General features: G+C 71.1%; 11 protein-coding genes, 1 tRNA gene and 1 pseudogene. 8 read left to right on the top strand and 5 right to left on the bottom strand.

What is annotated here, in order from left to right; translation table 11 throughout:
• The first annotated feature begins 576 nt into the window (after window positions 1-576).
• Together PLE19_18975 and PLE19_18970 are read left to right on the top strand one after the other, a co-directional pair.
• Window positions 577-653, top strand: a tRNA-Arg gene (locus tag PLE19_18975).
• A 131-nt stretch (window positions 654-784) separates the two neighbouring features.
• Window positions 785-2119 (top strand): dicarboxylate/amino acid:cation symporter, encoded by a 1335-nt coding sequence (locus PLE19_18970; protein HPD17033.1) that lies wholly within the window; start codon window positions 785-787, stop codon window positions 2117-2119.
• Between the two features lie 63 nt (window positions 2120-2182).
• On the opposite strand, the gene PLE19_18965 is transcribed toward PLE19_18970, so the two are convergent.
• Complete coding sequence (locus PLE19_18965) at window positions 2183-3163, bottom strand: S1C family serine protease (protein HPD17032.1); 981 nt, start codon at window positions 3161-3163, stop codon at window positions 2183-2185.
• Window positions 3164-3393: 230 nt separating this feature from the next.
• Between PLE19_18965 and PLE19_18960 the strand changes: the two genes are divergently transcribed.
• Together PLE19_18960 and PLE19_18955 are read left to right on the top strand one after the other, a co-directional pair.
• The gene (locus tag PLE19_18960; protein HPD17031.1) at window positions 3394-4080 is read left to right on the top strand and encodes a response regulator transcription factor; all 687 of its coding nucleotides are present in this window, start codon (window positions 3394-3396) and stop codon (window positions 4078-4080) included.
• A gap of 4 nt (window positions 4081-4084) precedes the next feature.
• Window positions 4085-5860 carry an ATP-binding protein gene (locus tag PLE19_18955; GenBank protein HPD17030.1) on the top strand — a complete coding sequence of 592 codons (1776 nt, stop codon included), beginning with the start codon at window positions 4085-4087 and terminating at the stop codon, window positions 5858-5860.
• A 26-nt stretch (window positions 5861-5886) separates the two neighbouring features.
• Here PLE19_18955 and PLE19_18950 read toward each other — a convergent pair whose 3' ends face one another.
• From PLE19_18950 to PLE19_18935, 4 genes and pseudogenes are all read right to left on the bottom strand, one after another.
• Window positions 5887-7905, bottom strand: coding sequence for an ABC transporter ATP-binding protein (locus PLE19_18950; protein HPD17029.1), 2019 nt, complete (start codon window positions 7903-7905; stop codon window positions 5887-5889).
• Entirely contained in the window at window positions 7902-8984 is a 1083-nt protein-coding gene (locus PLE19_18945; GenBank protein HPD17028.1) for an ABC transporter permease, read from the bottom strand. The genes PLE19_18950 and PLE19_18945 overlap by 4 nt, the downstream gene beginning before the upstream one ends.
• Before the next feature lie 192 nt (window positions 8985-9176).
• Window positions 9177-10145: pseudogene (locus PLE19_18940) on the bottom strand (ABC transporter permease).
• 4 nt (window positions 10146-10149) lie between these two features.
• Window positions 10150-12357, bottom strand: coding sequence for an ABC transporter substrate-binding protein (locus tag PLE19_18935; protein HPD17027.1), 2208 nt, complete (start codon window positions 12355-12357; stop codon window positions 10150-10152).
• Window positions 12358-12559: 202 nt separating this feature from the next.
• Between PLE19_18935 and PLE19_18930 the strand changes: the two genes are divergently transcribed.
• From PLE19_18930 to PLE19_18915, 4 genes are read left to right on the top strand one after another with little or no spacing between them, the layout of a single operon-like run.
• Window positions 12560-14071 carry a TolC family protein gene (locus tag PLE19_18930; protein ID HPD17026.1) on the top strand — a complete coding sequence of 504 codons (1512 nt, stop codon included), beginning with the start codon at window positions 12560-12562 and terminating at the stop codon, window positions 14069-14071.
• A gap of 37 nt (window positions 14072-14108) precedes the next feature.
• Window positions 14109-14972 (top strand): efflux RND transporter periplasmic adaptor subunit, encoded by an 864-nt coding sequence (locus tag PLE19_18925; protein ID HPD17025.1) that lies wholly within the window; start codon window positions 14109-14111, stop codon window positions 14970-14972.
• A gap of 16 nt (window positions 14973-14988) precedes the next feature.
• Window positions 14989-16929 carry an efflux RND transporter periplasmic adaptor subunit gene (locus PLE19_18920; GenBank protein HPD17024.1) on the top strand — a complete coding sequence of 647 codons (1941 nt, stop codon included), beginning with the start codon at window positions 14989-14991 and terminating at the stop codon, window positions 16927-16929.
• A 13-nt stretch (window positions 16930-16942) separates the two neighbouring features.
• Window positions 16943-19102, top strand: a complete 2160-nt coding sequence (locus PLE19_18915; protein ID HPD17023.1) for a PqqD family peptide modification chaperone — start codon at window positions 16943-16945, stop codon at window positions 19100-19102.
• Window positions 19103-19463: the final 361 nt, after the last annotated feature.

The following is a 19463-nucleotide window of genomic DNA, read 5'->3' as shown; positions in this document are numbered from 1 at the left end:
AAGAGGCCGCGGAGCGGCCAAGAGGCCCGTCCCCACGCAGAGCGTAGGGACGAGGGAAAGGAGCAGAGCGTAGGGACGAGGAGGAGTGGCCGCAGGCGGAACGCTTGCGGCTACCTTTGCACCGGGCCTTCCCCTGTTCCGGGGATTCCCGCATCAGAAACCGCCTACGGTTCCGGCCCGCACCTGCGGCTGGCGGGGGCCGCCTGCCCATGCTGTATCAACCCCGTGAGGAGGAGAGTGATACAGCATGGGTAGATGGGCGAGAATGGGCGATTCTCGCGGTTCCGGCCATACTCGCTCATCTGCGCGATGAGCAAGTATGTGAGCGGGAATGGCCGGAGCGCGTAAGGCGTTGGGGCATAGAGGGTTATGGGGAGGTCTCGCGGGCGCCGCAGCCCCCGTCCCACGCTCCCCAATGGCGACCACCTGCCAGGCCTACTTCAACCTGGCCCGAGGCGTTGCATACGCCGTCCGCGTGTGCTAGAATGCGGACAGCAGAGGGCGGTTGGGTGCCCGCGCGTGTCAGGCCCCGGAAGTCGGCGCAGAGGCCCGCGCGTCCAACCCCCTGGGGTTCACGCGCCCGTAGCTCAGCTGGACAGAGCATCGGATTTCTAATCCGAGGGTCGCAGGTCCGAATCCTGCCGGGCGTGCCACTCGGGAGCCTGCGCCCGCCCGTGGAAGCCACGCCCACGCGGTGACCCGGACGTGACGGCCAGGCGGCAGCCGCCCGGAAGCCTCTCTCCTGGAACCCCCGTGGGCCGTGGCCTGCGAAAGGGCCGCTCCGGTGAACGCCCTGCTCCGATGGTATCTCCGGCCGGCCCTGGTCGTGCGGATCCTGGGGTGCTTCGTGGCGGGCTCGCTCATCGGGGGCGCGCTGTGGTACGTCTCCCAGGCGGCCGGCAGCGACGTGGCCCGCCGCCTCATGCCCTACGTGTCGCCCTTCGGCACCGTGTTCGTCCACATGCTCAAGATGATCGTGGTGCCGGTCATCTTCTTCTCGCTGGTTGTGGGCGCGGCGAGCCTGCCGATCCAGCGGTTCGGGCGCGTGGGCGTGAAGACGCTGGGCTGGTACCTCGCCACATCGGCGCTGGCCGCGGGGCTGGGCGTGTGCCTGGCCCTGGCGGTGAACCCCGGCGCGGGCTCCGACCTGAGCCGCTGGCAGGACCTGGCGAGGCTGATGGGCGATCCGGGGAGCGAGTTCTCCGGCAAGGCCACGGCGGGCGGCGTGCTGGCCCAACTGCTGCTTACGCTCTTCCGCAACCCGTTCGAGGCCCTGGCCGAGGGCAACTTTCTGCCCATCATCGTCTTCTCCATCCTGTTCGGGCTGGCGATCCGCGTGTGCGCCGAGGCGGGCGGCGACGAGCGGCGCGCGGCGCGGCTCGAGCAGCTCGCCGGCCTCCTGGGGGCCTGCCAGGATGCGGTGTTCCGGATGGTGGGCTGGATTCTCGAATACTCGCCGATCGGCGTGCTGGCGCTCACGGTGATGAACTTCGGGCTGAACGGCCCGAAGATCGTAGGCCCCTACGTCAGCGTGACCCTGGGCGTTGTGCTCGGGGTCCTGGTCATGGTGTTCGCCGTGTACCCGGCGCTGCTGTGGGCCGCGACCCGGCGCAACCCGTTCCCCGTGTTGCGCCGGACCCAGGAGGCCATGCTCATGGCCTTCATCACGCGCAGCAGCGCGGCCACGCTGCCCGTGACGCTGAAAGTGGCCGAGGAGGAGCTGAAGGTCCGCAACGAGCTGGCGAGCTTCTCGCTGCCGCTGGGCGCGACGATCAACATGGACGGCGTGTGTGTGCACTTGCCCATGTTCGCCGTGCTGGCGGCGAACCTGTTCGGCATCCCGCTCACCCTGGGGAGCCTGGTGCTCCTGGTCCTCACCACGGTCCTTTCTTCCATCGGAGCGGGCGGCGTTCCGGGCGGCAGCCTGATGCTGCTCTACGTCATCCTTCAGACGATGGGCCTGAGCGGCGAGCAGGTGGCGGTCGTGGTGGCGCTGGCCCTCGGCATCAACCCCATCCTCGACATGTTCGAGACGATGAACAACGTGACCGGCGACCTGGTGTGCACCTATGCCGTGGCGCATCGAGAGGGGTTGATCCACGCGAGCCCGCCCCCCTGAGCGCGGGGCCGGCCGGAGCGGGACGGCGGGCAGGCTCCCGGCCGCAGGACGGCCGGCCGGGTCTCAGGACGGCCCCCCCAGCCTCGCCAGGACGACGGGGACGATCCGCGGCGGCTTGTCTCCCGGGTCCAGCACCTCGAGCGTGACCGTGTCGCCGGGCCTCTTCGCGCGGACGGCTGCCATGACATCGTCCAGGTAGGCCACAGGCTTGCCGTCTATGGCGGTGATGAGCGACTCTTTGGTGAGCCCGGCCTTGGCCACGGGACCATCCTTGTCGGGCAGGACGGTGAGGACGCCCTCCGTGCCCTTGGGGAAGCGGGCGATGAAGCCCGTGGGCTGCGTCCACAACTCGTCCAGCCGGGTGCCCAACGTGGCCGCCTCGCGCGAGGCTCGGGTGGCCAGGAGATGCCCAATCGCGTCGGGCGGCGCCACCATGGCGATCCCTGCCGGGGCCTTGGGGCTGTTGAGGAACCCGCTCTGGAGGCCCACGACCCGCCCGGCCGGGTCCACCCAGCAGCCACCCGAGGTGCCCTCGGGCGATGTGCCGGCCACGTAGTAGACGCGAATGTAGCCGCCGACGCCGGGGTTGTACGAATAGGTGGGCTCGGCGAGCGCCACGGCCCCGGCGATCAGCAGCCTGTGGCGGAACACGGGGTCGCCGAACAGGAACACCTGGCTGGCCGGCGCGGGCACGCGGCCGGCGATGGGCAGCCAGGGATAGGGTTCGGCGCGGCGCGGCGCCCGCAGGAGGGCGAGATCGTGGCCGAGGTCCAGAGCCACGCGCTCGGCCCTCAGGCGGCCGCAGGAGGGCGACACCACCTCGAGGCCGTCCGCCTTGCCCTTCACCATGTGGGCCGAGGTCACAATCAGCCCGTCGGGCGTGGCGAAGAAGCCCGAGCCCTGGTGCCGCCCGTCCAGAAGGACGAAAACGGACGCGCTCCGCACGGTTTCGTACAGGGCCTGGCCTTCGAATGCGGGGCGCGGCGCGCACCCGCCGAGCGTCAGGCACCCGAGAATGGCCATGGCCACACGCGACCGCTGCATTCGGCCCATCCTGCACAAAGGCGCAACCCGGCCTCTCCTATCGTACTCGCAGGGGCGTTCGGCGCAAGGGGCCTGCCCGGCCTCGGACCCGCGGAACGGCGGGCCCGGGATGGGGCTTCGGATGCGATTTCACGCCGCCCTGACGCCATCCTAACGCGCCGCTAATGCTCAGGGGGCCAGAACGGGCTATAATGGAGGCGAAGGAGCCGACTGGGACTGAGGAGAGCGCCATGCCCAAGCCGCGTGTGCTGGTGGTGGACGACGAAGAGGACATCCTGGAGCTGGTGCGCTACAACCTGGCGAAGGAGGGCTGCCGCGTGACCTGCGTGGCGAGCGGCGAGGCCGCGCTCAGCGCCGCACGGCAGGAGACGCCCGACCTCATCGTGCTCGACCTCATGCTTCCCGGCGTGGACGGCCTGGAGGTGTGCCGCATTCTGCGGCGCGACCCCAGGACCTCGCACGTGCCCATCCTCATGCTCACGGCTAAGGGCGAAGAGGCCGATGTGGTGGCCGGCCTGGAACTCGGGGCCGACGACTACGTGACCAAGCCGTTCAGCCCACGCGTGCTCGTGGCCCGCGTGAAGGCCGTGCTGCGCCGCCGCAGCACCCACACGCCCGAGGACACCCTGACGCTCCAGGTGAGGGACATCGTGATCAACCCCCAGCGCCACGAGGTGCTGGTGCGCGGCAAACCCGTCACACTCACCTACGTGGAGTTCCGCCTGCTCCACTACCTGGCCCGCAGGCCCGGATGGGTCTTCACCCGTCAGCAGATCATTGACAATGTCCGCGGCGACAACTACCCTGTCACCGACCGCTCGGTAGACGTGCAGGTGGTCGGGCTGCGGAAGAAGCTCGGCCCCTGCGGCGACTACATCGAAACCGTGCGCGGCGTGGGCTACCGCTTCAGGGAGTGAACCGATGGGCCGGCGTCCCCTGCTGTGGCAACTCTTCCCGTCCTACGTGGTGATCATCGCGCTCTCGCTCGCCGCCGTGACCTGGTATGCCACGAGCACGCTGCGGGACTTCCACCACGCCGAGGTGGCCCGCGAGCTGGAGGCCCGAGCGCGCGTGATCGAGCGGCAGGCCGAGAAGCTGCTGGCGCCCGAGGCCGCCGCGGCCCTCGATGCCCTGTGCAAGGACCTGGGGAAGCGCTCGGCCACCCGCATCACGGTCATGCTCCCCTCGGGCCGGGTCATCGGCGACTCCGACGAGGACCCCACGAGGATGGAGAACCACGCCACCCCCAGCCGCCCCGAAATGATGGCCGCCCTGCGGGGCGAGACGGGCACCTCGGTGCGCCACAGCGCCACGCTCGACAGGAACATGATGTATCTGGCCCTGCCCCTGGTGAAGGACGGCGCCGTGGCGGGCGTGCTGCGCACCTCGCTGCCGCTCACCGCCATCGAGGAGGCGATGAACGGCGTGCACCGCCGCCTGGCCGTGGCCGGGCTGGCCGTGGGCCTCGTGGCCGCCGTGTTCAGCCTGTGGATCTCGCGCCGTGTGAGCCAGCCGCTCGCCGCAATGCGGCAGGGCGCCGAGCGCTTCGCCCGCGGCGAACTCGACACCCGCGTGGCCGTGCCCGACACCGAGGAGCTGGCCGCGCTGGCCGAAGCCCTCAACCAGATGGCCGCCCAGCTCGGCGAACGTCTGAACCGCATCCTCTGCCAACGCAACGAGCAGGAGGCCATCCTCGCCAGCATGGTCGAAGGCGTGCTCGCCGTGGACACGCAGGAGCGGCTCATCAGCCTCAACAGGGCCGCCATCCGGATGCTGGGCGTGGACCTGGCCGCGCCGGAGGGCCGCAGCCTTGAGGAGGTCGTGCGCAACTCCGCCCTTCAGGGCTTCGCCTCCCGCGCACTCGCCGCCCCAGGCCCCACGGAGGGCGAGGTGACTCTCCGCGACAACGGCGAGGTGACCCTCCAGCTCTGCGGCGCCCCGCTGCGCGACGCCGCCGGGCGCCAGATCGGCGCCGTCATCGTCCTCAACGACGTCACCCGCCTCCGCCGCCTCGAGGGCGTCCGCCGCGACTTCGTGGCCAACGTCTCCCACGAGCTCAAGACGCCCATCACCTCGATCAAGGGCTTCGTCGAGACGCTTCTCGCCGGCGCCCTGCGCGAGCCGGCCGACGCCGAACGCTTCCTGAGCATCATCGCCAAGCAGGCCGACCGCCTCAACGCCATCATCGAGGACCTCCTCCTCCTCTCCCGCCTCGAGGAGGGCAATGGCAAGCCCTCCATCACGCTCGAGGACTGCAAGCTCCGCGAGGTTCTCGCCGCCGCCGTCCAGGTCTGCTGCCTCCAGGCCGAGGAGAAAGGCATCGCCGTCCACCTGACCTGCGACGAGGGCCTCACGGCGAGGGTCAACCCGCCCCTGCTCGAGCAGGCCATCGTCAATCTCGTGGGCAACGCCATCAAGTTCAGCGAGCCCGGCCAGCCCGTCGAGGTCAAGGCCGAGCAGACGTCCGCCGAAACGCTCCTCACCGTAGCGGACCACGGCTGCGGCATCGAGCGCCAGCACCTGCCGCGCCTCTTCGAGCGCTTCTATCGGGTGGACAAGGCCCGCAGCCGCAAGCTCGGCGGCACGGGCCTCGGCCTCGCCATTGTCAAGCACATCGCCCAGGCCCATGGCGGCTCGGTCACCGTCGAGAGCGCCCCCGGCAAGGGCAGCACCTTCACCCTCCGCCTGCCCCGATAGCCCGTCGCCCGTTCGACGCGGCGCGCTCAGTCCCGGTAAAGGTGGCAACGGACGCGGCGGCTGGTGCCGGCGCCGGTCGCCGGCGGGTACACCTCCCGGCAAACCGGCATGGCGTGCGGGCACCGGGGATGGAAGTGGCAGCCCGAGGGCGGCGCGCTGGGCGACGGCACGTCGCCCTGGAGCCGGATGCGCTCGCGGCGCGCCGCCGCCTCCACGCTGGGGATGGCCGAGAGCAGGGCCTGGGTGTAGGGATGAAGCGGCTCGTCGAAGAGCGCCTCGGCCGGGCCCTGCTCGACGATGCGGCCGAGGTACATCACCGCCACCTCGTCGGCCAGATACTCCACCACGCCGAGGTCGTGCGTGATGAAGAGATAGGTGAGCCCCAACTCATCGCGGAGCCGGCCCAGCAGGTTGAGCACCTGGGCCTGGATCGAGACGTCGAGCGCGCTGGTCGGCTCGTCGCACACGACGAACTCGGGCTCGACGGCGAGGACTCGCGCGATGCCGATCCGCTGGCGCTGGCCGCCCGAGAACTCGTGGGGGTAGCAGGCGGCGGCCTGGGGCGGCAGGCCCACGCTGCGCAGGAGGCGCTCGACCCGATCGCGCCGCTCGGCCCTCGAGCCGCCGAGGCCGTGGACGCGCATCCCCTCCTCGACGATCTCGCGCACGCGCAGGCGCGGGTTGAGCGCCGAGTAGGGGTCCTGGAACACGATCTGCGCGCGCCGGCGGAAGGCCCGCAGCGGGCCCTCGCGGAGATGCGTCAACTCGACGCCATCGAAGCACACGCGGCCGGCCGTGGGCGGCAGCAGGCGGATGAGGGTCTTGCCCAGCGTGGTCTTGCCGCAGCCCGACTCGCCCACGAGAGCGAGCGTGGTGCCGCGGCGGATCGCGAGGTCCACGCCATCCACGGCCTTCACGTGGCCCACCACACGCTTGAAAACCCCTCGGCGGATGGGGAAGTGCTTGGCCACGCCGTGGGCCTCGAGCAGCGGCTCGGCGGCGCACGCCAGGGTTCGAGGGCCGGCGGCCTCGGCGGCCGGCCGCGCGGCCAGGGCCGTGGCCGTGTCGCCCCCGCTGAGGTGGCAGGCGACGAAGTGGCCTGGCGCGGCCTCGATGAGCTGGGGCTCCGCGCCCTCGCATCCGGCGCGGGCGTGAGGGCATCGGCCGCAGAAGCGGCAGCCGGGGGGGTACTTGGCCGGACTGGGCACGGAGCCGGCGATGGCCTCGAGCGGCTGCCGCCGCTGTGCGCGGCTGGGCCGGCAGCGCAGCAGCATCTGCGTGTAGGGGTGGAGCGCCCCGTCGGCACCGAACAGCGCGGCGGCGGGCGCCATCTCGACGATCTTGCCCGCGTACATGACGGCCACGCGGTGCGCCATTCCGGCCACCACGGCCAGGTCGTGGGTGATGAAGAGGATGGCCATGCCCAGCCGCGCCTGGAGATCGCGCAGGAGGTCGAGAATCTGCGCCTCCACGGTCACGTCGAGCGCCGTCGTGGGCTCGTCGGCGATCAGCAGCGCCGGCCGGGCCGCGATGGCCATGGCGATCATCACGCGCTGCTGCATCCCGCCCGAGAGCTGGTGGGGGTACTGGCCGAGGCGCGCGGCGGGGTCGGGCATGCCCACGAGGCGCAGCGTCTCGACCGCGTGCGCGATCGCCTCGGCCCGCGGCAGGCGCAGGTGGCGGCGGATCGCCTCGGTGAGCTGCGTTTGCACCGACAGCACGGGGTTGAGGCTGGCCGTCGGCTCCTGGAAGATCATCGCCGCCTGGCCGCCGCGATAGGCGCGCCGCTCGCGCCCGCGCATGGCCAGCACGTCGCGGCCGTCGAACCGAATGGCCCCGCCCGCGATGTAGCCCGTGGGCCTGGGCACGAGTTGCAGGATGGAGAGGCCGGTGAGCGACTTGCCGCAGCCCGACTCGCCCACGAGGCCCAGCGTCTCGCCTCGCCCGATGGCGAACGACACGCCGTCCACGGCCTTCAGCGGCGCGCCGGCCGTGCGGAACCAGGTGCGAAGGCCCTCGACCTGAAGCAGCGGGGGGGCGCTCATTCCAGCTCCTCCCGCACGCGGAGGCGCGGGTCCAGCGCATCGCGGAGCGCGTCGCCGAACAGGTTGGCCGCGAGCACCAGCGCGAACATGGCGACGAACGCGGCGGCCAGGCTCCACCAGACCACGGGGTCGCGGCCCAGCTCGCTGCGCGCCTGGTCAATCATCGTGCCCCAACTGTAGGTGTCGGCGCTCACGCCCACGCCGATGTAGCTCAGCACCGCCTCGGCCAGCACCAGGCCGCTGAAGCGCAGCACCACGCTGATGAGCACGAGGTGCATCAGATTGGGGACGACGTGCTGGACGATCGTGCGGAGTTTCGAGACGCCGAGCGCGAGGGCGGCCTGCACGTACTCCTTCTCGCGCAGTTTGAGCGTCTCGCCGCGCAGCACGCGGCACAGCGACACCCAGCCCGTGAGCCCCATCACCACGCAGAGCTGCGGCAGGCCCTGGCCGAAGACCAGCATGAACGCCACCACCAGCAGCACCCACGGCACCGAGGCCAGCGTGCTGTAGACGTATTGCACCGCGTCGTCAATCCACCCGCCGAAGAAGCCGGCCAGCGCGCCGAACAGGAGCGCGAAGGGCACGGCGATGAGCGTGGTGAGGCCGCCCACGACCAGCCCCGTGCGCACGCTCTTGAGGGTCTTGTAGAGCACGTCCTGGCCCGTCTTGTCGGTGCCGAGCAGGTGCCGCCGCGGGTAGTCGAGCGGCTGACGCACCTGGCGCCGGATCGTCTGCCCGTTCACGCGGACCTCCTCGATCTCCTTCATCAGCAGATGGGTGGCCAGAGGGGCCGAGTAGCTGCGCTCGTAGACGCGCAGCGGGGTACACAGGCGGTCGAGCATTGTCAGGGGCGGCGACAGCACGGCGCGGCCGTCGGCGGTGCGGCGGGGCGTCCCGTCCGCATTCCGCTCGGTGTCGCGCCACGACACGCTGTCGAGGGCGGCGACGGCCACGTAGGCCGCGATGACGGCGAGCGCGGCCATGGCCAGGCGGTTGCGGCGCACCTGGCGCCAGGCACTCTGCCACAGCTCCTGGCGGCGGGCGCGCAGCCAGAAGGCCAGCGCGCCGGCCGCCACGAGCGCGAAGGCGGCGTTCGGCGCCAGCGGCACGCGGAGGTTCTCCACTGCCGGGCGCTGGAGCAGGCCGTCCAGCGCGCGGTAGGCCCAGGCGCCGCCGAGGGCCAGCGCGGCGGCGAGCGCGGCCAGCGCGGCCACGTCGCGGGCCGACGGGCCGCCGTAGAGGCTGCGCGTGTCGCCCGCGCCCAGCGTGATGCGCGGGTCCACGAGCGTGTAGCTGATGTCGGTGAGCAGCAGGCCGATGAGGTAGAGGATCGCGCTGATGTAGACCATGGCCCGCACCACCGCGAAGTCCTGGCCGTGGATGGCGGTGATCGTCATCGAGCCGAGGCCTGGGATGGCGAAGAACGACTCGAGGATGAGGCTGCCCATGAAGAGGAAGGGGATGGCCATGACGGCGCTGGTGAGGATCGGAATCAAGGCGTTCTTGAGCACGTGGCGGAAGAGCACGGCGCCTTCGCCCAGGCCCTTGGCGCGCGCGGTGCGCACGTAGTCGCGGTTCACCTCCTCCAGCATCACCGTGCGGTAGTATCGCACGCCGCTGCCGAGGCCGGACACCACGCCGATCACCACGGGGAGGAAGATGAACTTGCCCATGGAGGCGCCCCAGTCGAACCCGCTGATCGGGAAGAGGCGGAGCCACTGGGCGAAGAGAAACTGGCCGCCGATGATGTAGAAGAGGGAGGAAACCGACATCATCAGCACGCAGGCCACGGTGCCCCAGCGGTCGACATAGGTGCCGCGGCAGAAGGCGATGAGGAGCGCCACCGTGATGTCCGCGCACAGGCCGAGGACAAAGGTGGGCACGGCGATGGCCAGGCTGGGGCCCATGCGGGCGAGGATTTCGCCGGCGATCGGGCGGTTCGTGACGTCGGAGCGCCCGAGGTCGAAGGCGAGCAGCCGCGCGCACTTCTGGAAGAACAGCGTGTTGGTGAGGCGCCCGAGCCCTTTCTCCGCGGGGTTGAAGAAGAGGGGCAGATGGTAGTTGTGCTCGCGAAGCCAGGTGGCCACGGCCTCGGGCGAGTCGGCCTTGTCGCCCAGGATGCGCCGGGCCATGGCCTCCGGCGGGTTCACCACGAAGAACAGCACGAACGTGATCAGCACGATGCCGACGAGGATCGGCACGGCGTAGAGGAGGCGGCGGAGGAGATACGCGGCCATGCGCTCACGCCTCGCTCAGGTGGCGAAGGACGATGCGGACCGCCGGGACCGTGCCCAGCACGAGAAGGGCGAACACGAGGGCGACCGGCTCCCAGCGCGGGCGGTTCCAGGCGCGGCGGCGCTCGGCGCGCAACTCGGCCTCGATGCGCCGGTACTTCAGCTCGCCCCAGGCGAGGGCGTTGGGGTACGCGTTCCTGTGCCACTCGTGGACCAGGGTGAACGACACGGGATGCACGCAGCCGAACCAGGGCGCGTCCTCCTGAAGGATGCGGCTCATCTGCCGGATGAGGGCGAGACGCTCGGGGCCGTTCTCCATGTTGCGCATCCGGCCGAAGAGCCGGTCGTACTCGGGGTTCGCGTAGTTGGCCGAGTTCTCGCCGGCGGAGCCGACCTTGGCGTTGGGCCCGTAGAGCAGGAAGAAGAAGTTCTCGGGGTCGGGGTAGTCGGCCATCCAGCCCCACGAGAGGATCTGGAAGTTGCCCGCGATCACCTTCTCCTCGAAGCGGTTCTGGTCGGTGGTGCGCACGTTGAGGTGGATGCCGAGCTTGTCGAACTGCTTGGCAACGAACTTCAGGCGCGGGCGCAGCTCGGAGCCGACCCAGCCCGTGTCGAAGTTGAGGACAAGCTTGCGGCCGTCCGGCCCGTAGCCGTTTTCGTAGCCGGCCTCCTTGAGGAGCTGGCGGGCGGCGTCGAGCGGGCGGCGCACGGCGCAGGCCCGCTCGGGGTCCCAGCGGTGGGTGATGGGGTTGATGCCCTCGGGGCCCTCCTCGTGGCCGAAGATGCCGGGCGGGATGAGGGTGTGGGCCACCACGCCGCGGCCGTTGCGGAAGATGGCGATCTCCTCCTCGGTGTTGAAGGCGATGCTGATGGCCTGGCGGAGCTTGCGCGGCCGGTCGCCCAGGCCGCCGACCACGGGGTCCCGCATGTTGAACGCGAAGTAGTTCACGACCATCGAGGGCGCCGAGAACAGGCGGATGCCCTGGCGGACCATGTCGTCCGACAGCGTGGCGTCGCCCGACGACGTGAGGGTGATGGCCTGGTCGAAGAGGTCGCTGCTGATGCCGGAGTCGTCGTAGTAGCCCTGGCGGAACTTGGCCCAGCGGGGAATCCACTCGCGCTCGCGGCGGAACACCACTCGGTCCACCATCGGCAGGCGCCGCCCGGCGTCGTCGAGCATCCCCGCCGCCTTCAGCTCCTCGTAGTATGCGACGGCCCGAGGGTCGGCCCGATCGGGATCGGCAAGGCTCGGGTAGCGTTCGTCGCGGAAGTTGGGGTTGCGCTCCAGCACCATCTGGTTCGTGGGGTCGTACTCGGCCAGCACGAAGGGGCCGGTGCCGATGGCGGTCTTGTCGAAGGTGAGCGCCCGCTCGAGCAGGGGCCGCTGGCCGAAGAACTCCAGGGCTTCGGGCGGCACGGGCGCGAAAAAGGGCATGGTCATCCAATAGAGGAGCTGCGGGTAGGGCTGTTGCAGGACGATCTCGAAGGTGTGGCGGTCCACCTCGCGCACGCCGGGGAGGGGGTAGGCGGCATAGTCGAGGCGGATGGGGTTGTACTTCTCGTCCTCCTCGCGGTTGTAGAGCGGCCCGGCGGCCTGGCGGCGTTCGGCGCGGGCCGCCTCGAGGGCATGGCTCAGGGCGGCGCCGTAGTCGGCGAAGCCCAGGATGTTCTGCTGGAGCGTGCCGATGACCGGGCAGGTCAGGCGGGGGTCGGCGAGGCGGCGAATGCCGAGCACGTAGTCGGACGCCACGAGTTCGCGCGTGGCGCGCTGCCGGAAGTCGGCCAGGCGGCGGATGCCGCGCGCCTCGCGCTCCGTGAGGCGGCGGTTGGCCGCGACGAAGCAGGGGTGGTCCTGGTACAGGATGCCGCGCTTCAGGCGCACGGTGTAGACCACGGCGTCCATGCCCTTGCCCTCCCACGTGATTCGGCGCGTCTCGGCCCGGGGCACTTCGGTGGCGGTGAGAGGCTCGAGGGCGTAGGGCCGCTTGAGGAGGTGGTACTGGAGGGGCGGCTCGACGATGTGGCAGATCAGGCTGTAGGCCAGCCCGCCGTAGGCCTGGGCGGGGTCCATGTGCACGGGTTCGTCGGCGAACGACGTGTAGAGCGCGTTGGCGCGCTCGTCGGCGGCGGGGTACGGCGAATTGCACGTGCCGGCGGCGAGCAGGCCGACGACGAGCGCGCCGTGCCACACCCCACACTTTGTCAGAGTCCACAAAGCCATCGCTCACCTGGCGGCAGAGCCGCCGGCTGCCATCGCCACTGAACCGCCCGGGCAATGCAGTATACTACAGCGTCGGGCGGGAGGGAAATGAGGCGCGCGAACCCCTGCGCGCGGTTGCACCGCGTGCAGGGCTTTGGTAAGATTGATGCCCGCTAGGGTGGTGGTTCGTTGCCTGACGAGAGGCAGGTGAAGCGGGTTGCCTGGGAAGCCTCCCATTCTCGTGCTGGCGCTCGCGCTGGCTCTCGGCTCCGCCTGGGGAGGAGAGACCCCGCCGCGGCCGCGGCGCGAGATCAGCGTCGAAGACGTGTTGCGCCTGGCGCTCGAGCGGAACCTGCGCCTGGCCGCCGAGAAGCTCAACCCCGAGCGCGCCGACCAGACGGTGGTCGAGGAGCAGGCCGTCTTCGACCCCACCGCCTACGGGGACCTGCGGGCCAGCGGCCTCAAGCAGCAGCGCAAAGAGCAGGGCGACCTGACCTGGCAACGCAAGGCCTCGGCCACGGCCGGCGTCGTGAAGCTCTTCGAGCTCGGCACCACGCTCGATGCGCACGTGGGCGGTTCGCGTGACAACAACAACTTGCCCAACGCGCTGGTGAACCCGGCCCACGACGAGACGGCGGGCGTGAGCCTCAAGCAGCCGCTGCTCCGCGGCTTCGGCGTGCGCGTGAACACGGCGAGAATCGCCGCCTCACGCAACGAGCGCCGCATCGCCCTGGCGCAGCTCCACGTGGCGGCCCTCCAGACCGTAGGCGACGCAAAACTGGCCTTCTGGGAGCTGGTCTTCGCCCGGCGCGACCGGGAGATCGTCGGGCGCGCCCTGGAGCGGGCCGACAAGCTCCTCGAGATCGTGCGCGTGCGGGTGCAGGCCGCGGACCTGGGCTGGGACGACCCGGGCCTCGGCCAGGCCACCGCCAACGTGGCCGTGCGGCACGAGCAGGTGGTGAGCGCCGACGACCGGATCCGCCGGGTGGAGGACTTCCTCAAGGTGATCACCGAGCTGGCCGCCGAGCCGTCGGGGTGGAATCTCGAACTGGTGCCCACCACGGAGCCGCAAGCAGGCGCGCCCGAGGTGGATGTGGAGCGCGCCGTGGAGACGGCGCTCGCCCAGCGCCCCGACTACAAGGCGGCCCAGGTGGCCATAGACACGCGCGACATCGCGCTCGACGTGGCGCGCAACGGCCTGCTGCCCAAGCTGGACCTCGAGGCCTCGCTCGGCTACATGGGCCTCGGCTCGTCCTGGAGCCGGGCCAGCGAGTCCTTCGACAACTTCAACCACTACCAGTGGACCGCCGGGATCGTGCTGGAGTACCCCCTGGGCAACCGGGCCGCGCGGGCGCGCTACCAGCGCGCCACCCTCGACCGCCAGCAGGCCGCCATCCAGCTTCGCGCGCTCGAGCGGCAGATCCAGCTCGAGGTGCGCAACGCCGCGCGCACCGTGGCCACCAGCGCCGAACGGCTCCGCGCCGCCGAGGCTTCGGTGAAGGCCGAAGAGACGCGCGTGCGCGCCGAGGAGCTGCTCTTCCGCGAAGGCGGGCGGGAGGAGGGCCGGCGGCGCAACGCCCAGGACGTGGTCTTCGCGCAGGACGCCCTGGCCGACGCCGAGCGCCGCCGGCTGCGGGCGCTCATTGACCTCAACGCGGCCCTGGTGGAACTCGAGCGCGTCAAGGGCACGCTGCTCGACAGCAGCCACGTGCTGTTCGTGGGCGAGTGAACGCGGCCCTGCCCCCTCTGCGACGGAGGTCCGAACGGTGACAGCCCGAATCCTCAGTGGCCTGCTCCTGGCCTGCGCCGCCGCGCGCGGCGGGGCCGCGGCCGAGCCCGCCGCCCTCCCCGCCACGCTGACCATCGGCGGCATCCTGCTCCCCTCGCACGACATCAACGTCGCCAGCCCCGTCGGCGGCGTGATCCAGCGCATCCTGGTCGAGGAGGGCCAGAAGGTGGCCAAGGACCAGCCCCTCGTCGAGCTCGACGCCGACGTGCAGAAGGTGGCCCTGGCCATGAGCGAGCACGAAGCCAAGTCCACCGCCGCCCTCCAGGCCGCCGAGGCCAACCTCCGGGTGAAGCAGGCCGACCTCGAGCGCCAGAAGATGCTGCACAGCAAGGGCGTAGCCTCAGGCGCCGACCTCGAGAAGGCCGAGTTCGAGATGAAGTACGCCGACAGCCTGCTCGTCGTCGAGAAGGAGAAGCAGCAACTGCGCGACCTCAAGGTGAAGCTCGAGCGCACCCGGCTCGACGAGATGACCGTGCGCGCGCCCCTGGCCGGCGTCATCATGCGCCGGCTGCTCGACGTGGGCGAGAGCGCCGAGATGCAGAAGCCGCTCATGCGGCTCGTCGTGCTCGACCTGCTGCACGCCGTCGTCTACGTCTCGCCCGCCGTCGGCGCGCGGCTCCAGCCGGGCGACACGGCGCACGTGGCCGTGGAGGGCCACGCGGGGCCCCCACGGCCCTGCAAGGTGGTGATGGTGGACCCGCTGGTGGACGCCGGCAGCAGCACGGTGCGGGTCAAGCTCGAGCTGCCCAACCCCGACGGCACCCTGATCGCCGGCTCCCGCGTGACGGTCACATTCCAACTGGACCCCTCGGCCGCGGCGCCCAGGCAGGGGACTCGCTGACCCGGAGGCCCGACGCATGGACCCACACGAGGCAGCCGCAGAGGAGCGCGGCGCCGGCCGCCGTGCCGGGGGCCAGCCCGAGGCGGGCCCGGGCGACCTCGTGGCCTCTCCTCCCGAGGGGGCCGCGGACGCGCAGGCCGCGGAGGTGTTCTTCAAGGGCCTGCTGCACGCGCAGATCGAGCGCTCGGAGGCCGTGCACGGCGCCGCCTGGCTGCCGGCCACCGCGCCCGGCGAGGCGGCCCGGCTGCTCTGCGAGGAGCCGGCCCGCGTGGGCGAGCGGGCCGCCGAATCGTGGCGCCTGCCCCTCGGGCGCCAGGCCGCACTGGTCTTCCTCGAGGGCGCCCGCCGCATTGACCGCGTGTCCGAGCCCGCCGACCGCATGCTCCAGGGCTGGACCTACTGGAGCGTGGGCCTCCCCGTTCCCGTGGGCCAGGTGGTCGCCGCCGTGGTGACGCTGGTGGTCGTGGGCGGCGAACGGCAGGTGCACGAGTACGCCCGCGTGGCCGCCGAGTCGGTCGCCTCGCAGGGCCTGCTCTTCGGCACCCAGGAGGCGGCGCGCGTCCTCCAGCAGCGCTACGACGAGCTGTGCCGCGCCTGGAACCTGGTGGCCGCCACCAACATCGGCTACCCGGACCCCGAGCACATCGCCCTGGCCCTGGTGAACAAGGGCAAGGAGTTCCTGGGCGCCTCGCGCGTGAGCCTGGGCTGGGTGCGGCGCGGCAAGGTGCGCCTCGCCGCCATTTCGGAGCAGGACTACATAGACCGCCGCACCAACCTGTCGCGCGCCCTGACGGCGGCGATGAAGGAGGCGGTCGAGGCCGAGCGCGCCATCCTGTTCCCGCCCGCCGCGGAGGAGGCGCCGCCCGGGGAGGCCTCATCGGACGTCTACCCCGCGCACGCGGCGCTGGCCGACCTGACCGACGACTACCAGATCGCCACCTACCCCCTGCGCGCGGGGGAGGAGACCGTGGCGGCGGTGGTCTTCGAGCGCCGCGAGCGCCAGCCGCTGACCGGCCCCGAGCGCCGCGTGCAGAGCATCGCCTGCGAGCAGCTCGGCCCCGCGCTGGGCCTGGCCAAGCAGAACGCGCGCGGCGTGTTCGCCCGCTGCCGCGACGGGGGCGTGGCGCTGGCCGAGGCCCTGCTCGGCAAGGGCCGCGTCACGGCCAAGATCGTGGCCATCGCGCTCCTGCTGCTCGTGGCTCTGGGCGTGTTCGGGCGCTGGACGATGCACATCAGCGGCACGGCCAGCCTGGTGCCCGCCACGCGCCGCGTGTACGCGGCGCCCTTCGACCACGCCATCCTGCGCGAGACGCCCGTCCTCCCCGGCCAGCTCGTCAGCGAGGGCACGCTGCTCTTCCGCTTCGAGGACCAGGAACTCCAGCTCTCGCTGCGCGAGGCCCGCTCGCGGCTGGCCGCCGCCCAGGCCAAGGCGCAGGTGAGCCTGGCCGAGCAGAAGATGGCCGACTACAAGGTCGCGCAGGCCGAGAGCGAGGAGCTGATCGCCCAGATCGCCCTGCTCGAGCAGCGCATCCGCCAGGCCCGGGTCGAGGCCAGCTTCGACGGCGTGGTGCTCAGCGGCGACCTGCGCCAGCAGATCGGCAGCCCCTTCCAGATGGGGCAGACCCTGCTCGAGGTCGCCCCCCTCAAGGAGCTGCTGCTCCTCGTGCAGGTGGACCAGGGCGATATCGCGCACGTGCAGGTCGGGCAGGAGGGCACGTTCGTCACCCGCGCGCGGCCCGACAAGACCCTCTCCTTCACCGTCGAGAAGATCCGCCCGATGGCCGAAGTGCACGACCAGGCGAACGTCTTCATCGTCGAGGCCCGCATCCCCAACCCCGAGGGCTGGCTGCGCCCGGGCATGGAGGCGGCCGCCAACATCCGGGCCGGCGAGCACAACATCACCTACGTGTGGACCCGCAAGCTGGTCAACTGGGTGCGCCTGAAGCTCCTCTTCTGAGTCCGAGTGCCCGATGGAGAGCGCCCGCTACGATCTCGAGTTCCGCGAGGGGCAGCCGGTGCTCGGCGGCCTGCGCCCCGTCTTCTCCCCCCATGCCGAGGTCACCGTCCAGCGCTACCGCGGCCAGGTGTGGTTCGTGGCGCAGGACCCCGTGTCGCTCCAGTACTTCCGCTTCGCGCCGACCGAGCACCGGGTGGTGAAGCTCCTGGACGGCCGGCACACGCTGCGGGAGATTCACCAGGAGCTCCAGCGCGAGATGGGGGCCGAGGCGCCCACGTTCCAGGACGTGGTGGCCTTCGTGCAGATGCTGCGCTCGGCCAACCTGCTCCAGGCCGCCGAGAGCGCGAAGCTCGAGGCCCTCTACAAGCAGGTGAAGAAGCGCCGCTCGCAGCGCACGAAGCAGCTCCTCTCGAACTTCCTCTTCCCGCAGATTCCCCTCTACGACCCCGAGCAGTTCCTCACCCGCACGGTGCGCTATGTGCGCTGGCTCTTCAGCCGCACGTTCTTCTTCGTGTGGCTGGCCGTGGTGCTGGCGGGGCTGGGCCTCTTCTTCTACCACCTCCGCGACCTGGCGCAGCCGGCCGAGCGCGTGCTGGCGCCCGACAACCTGCTGCTCCTCTGGGTCACCTTCGCCGTGCTGAAGGTCCTCCACGAGTTCGCCCACGCCTACCTGGCCAAGCACTTCGGCGCCGAGGTGCATCGGATGGGCGTGATGTTCCTCATCTTCACCCCGTGCGCGTACGTGGACGTGACGGGGCTCTGGGGCGTCGAGAGCAAGGTGCAGCGCGCGCTCGTGGCCGCCGTGGGCATGATGGCCGAGGTCTTCATCGCCACCCTCGCCCTCGGGGTCTGGCTGCTCACGGCCCCGGGCACCGTGCACAGCATCGCCTACAACACGATCTTCATCGCCTCCGTCTCCTCGGTGCTCTTCAACGGCAACCCGCTGCTGCGCTTCGACGCCTACTACATCCTGTCCGACGTGGCCGAGCTGCCCAACCTCTGGACCAACTCGCGGCGATACCTGCTCTACCTGGGCAAGCGCTACCTGCTGGGCCTCGAGCAGGAGCCGCCCACCCACGACCCCCGCGAGAAGGTGTGGCTGGCGGTCTACGGCATCGCCTCGTTCTGCTACCGCATCGTGATCGTGGTGGGCATCATCCTGTTCATCGCCTCGGTGCTCTTCGGGCTGGGCCTGGTGCTCGCGGCGGGAGCCATCATCGTGTGGGGCATCGTACCCCTGGGCAAGCTGGTCCACTACCTCCTCTTCGCGAAGGAGACGCGGGCGCACAGGGCGCGCTGCGCGGCCGTCCTCGCCTGCGTGACGGCCGCCGTGGTGCTGCCGCTGGCCACGCTGGCCCTGCCGCAACACCTCTACTCGCCCTGCGCGCTGGCCGAGCAGGAGCGCGCCGTGGTGCGCGCCCGCTGGAGAGGCTTCGTCGAGGAGGTCTGCGTCCGCGACGGCGAACTGGTCCGGCGCGGGCAGCTCCTCGCCGTCTGCCGCAACGAGGAGCTGCGGTTCGGCGTCGTGCGCGCCGAGAAGCAGCTCGAGATCGCCCGCGTGCGCCTGGCCAGCTTCGAGAACGAGAACCACCTGGCCGCCGCCCAGGTGGAGCGCACCCGCATCCGCGAACTGGAGGAGACCCTGGCCGTGCTGCGCCAGCGCGTGGACGACCTGCGCCTCACGGCCCCCTGCGACGGCCGCCTGATCGCGCCCGACATCGCCAACGCCCCCGGCCGCTTCCTCAACGTGGGCGACCCGCTGGCCCTGATCGCCCAGGAGCCCTTCACCAGGGTGGTGGTGGTGATGGACCAGGCCGGCATCGCCGACGTGCAGCGCCTGCACGAGCCGCGCGTCGCCGTGCGATTCCAGAGCAACCCCGAGCGCGAGCTCGACTGCCGCATCGTCAAGGTGCTGCCCCAGGCCACCCACGAGGTGCCCAGCAGCGGGCTCACGAACAAGGGCGGCGGGCCGGTGCTGCTCGACCCCAGCGCCACCCAGGGCGACCGCACGCTGCTGCCGTGGTTCCGGGTCGAACTCGAGCTGCCGGCCGACGCCGCGCCGGTGCCCCTGGGCACCACAGGGCTCGCGCGTTTCCAGATCGCCCGCACCCCCCTCCTCCATCAGTGGTACTACAAGGTCCTTCGCCTCCTACGCACCCGGTTCTTCCTCTAGAAGCCTGCCCAGGAATCCGCGTCACGCCGACCCGAGCCGCCCGAGGGGGCCGAGCGCCATACTTGCTCAACCTGGAGAGAGGGAAAGTGAGCAAGTATGGCGTGCGAGCCCGTAGAGCCGCCCGGATCGCCAAAGCGCCATACTTGCTCGCTCTTGGGAATGAGCAAGTATGGCGGGAGAGCCCGCAGAGAGGCCCGGATCGCCAAAGCGCACCTTTGCCCCCCTCGGGCCGAGGAGCGGACAGGGGGCGCCTGCGAGCGGCATGTTCTTCCCAGGGGTTCGGCGGGGTTGCGCCTCTTGTCGGGGACTGGGGGCCGGGCACCCGCGAGAGCCATTGCGGGGCGGCCCGCTGGGACGCGAT

This window comes from Planctomycetota bacterium (assembly GCA_035384565.1).
Taxonomy (GTDB): domain Bacteria; phylum Planctomycetota; class PUPC01; order DSUN01; family DSUN01; genus DAOOIT01.
The sequence above is the reverse complement of the archived record's forward strand: the minus strand, read 5'-3'. Positions and strand labels throughout refer to the sequence as shown.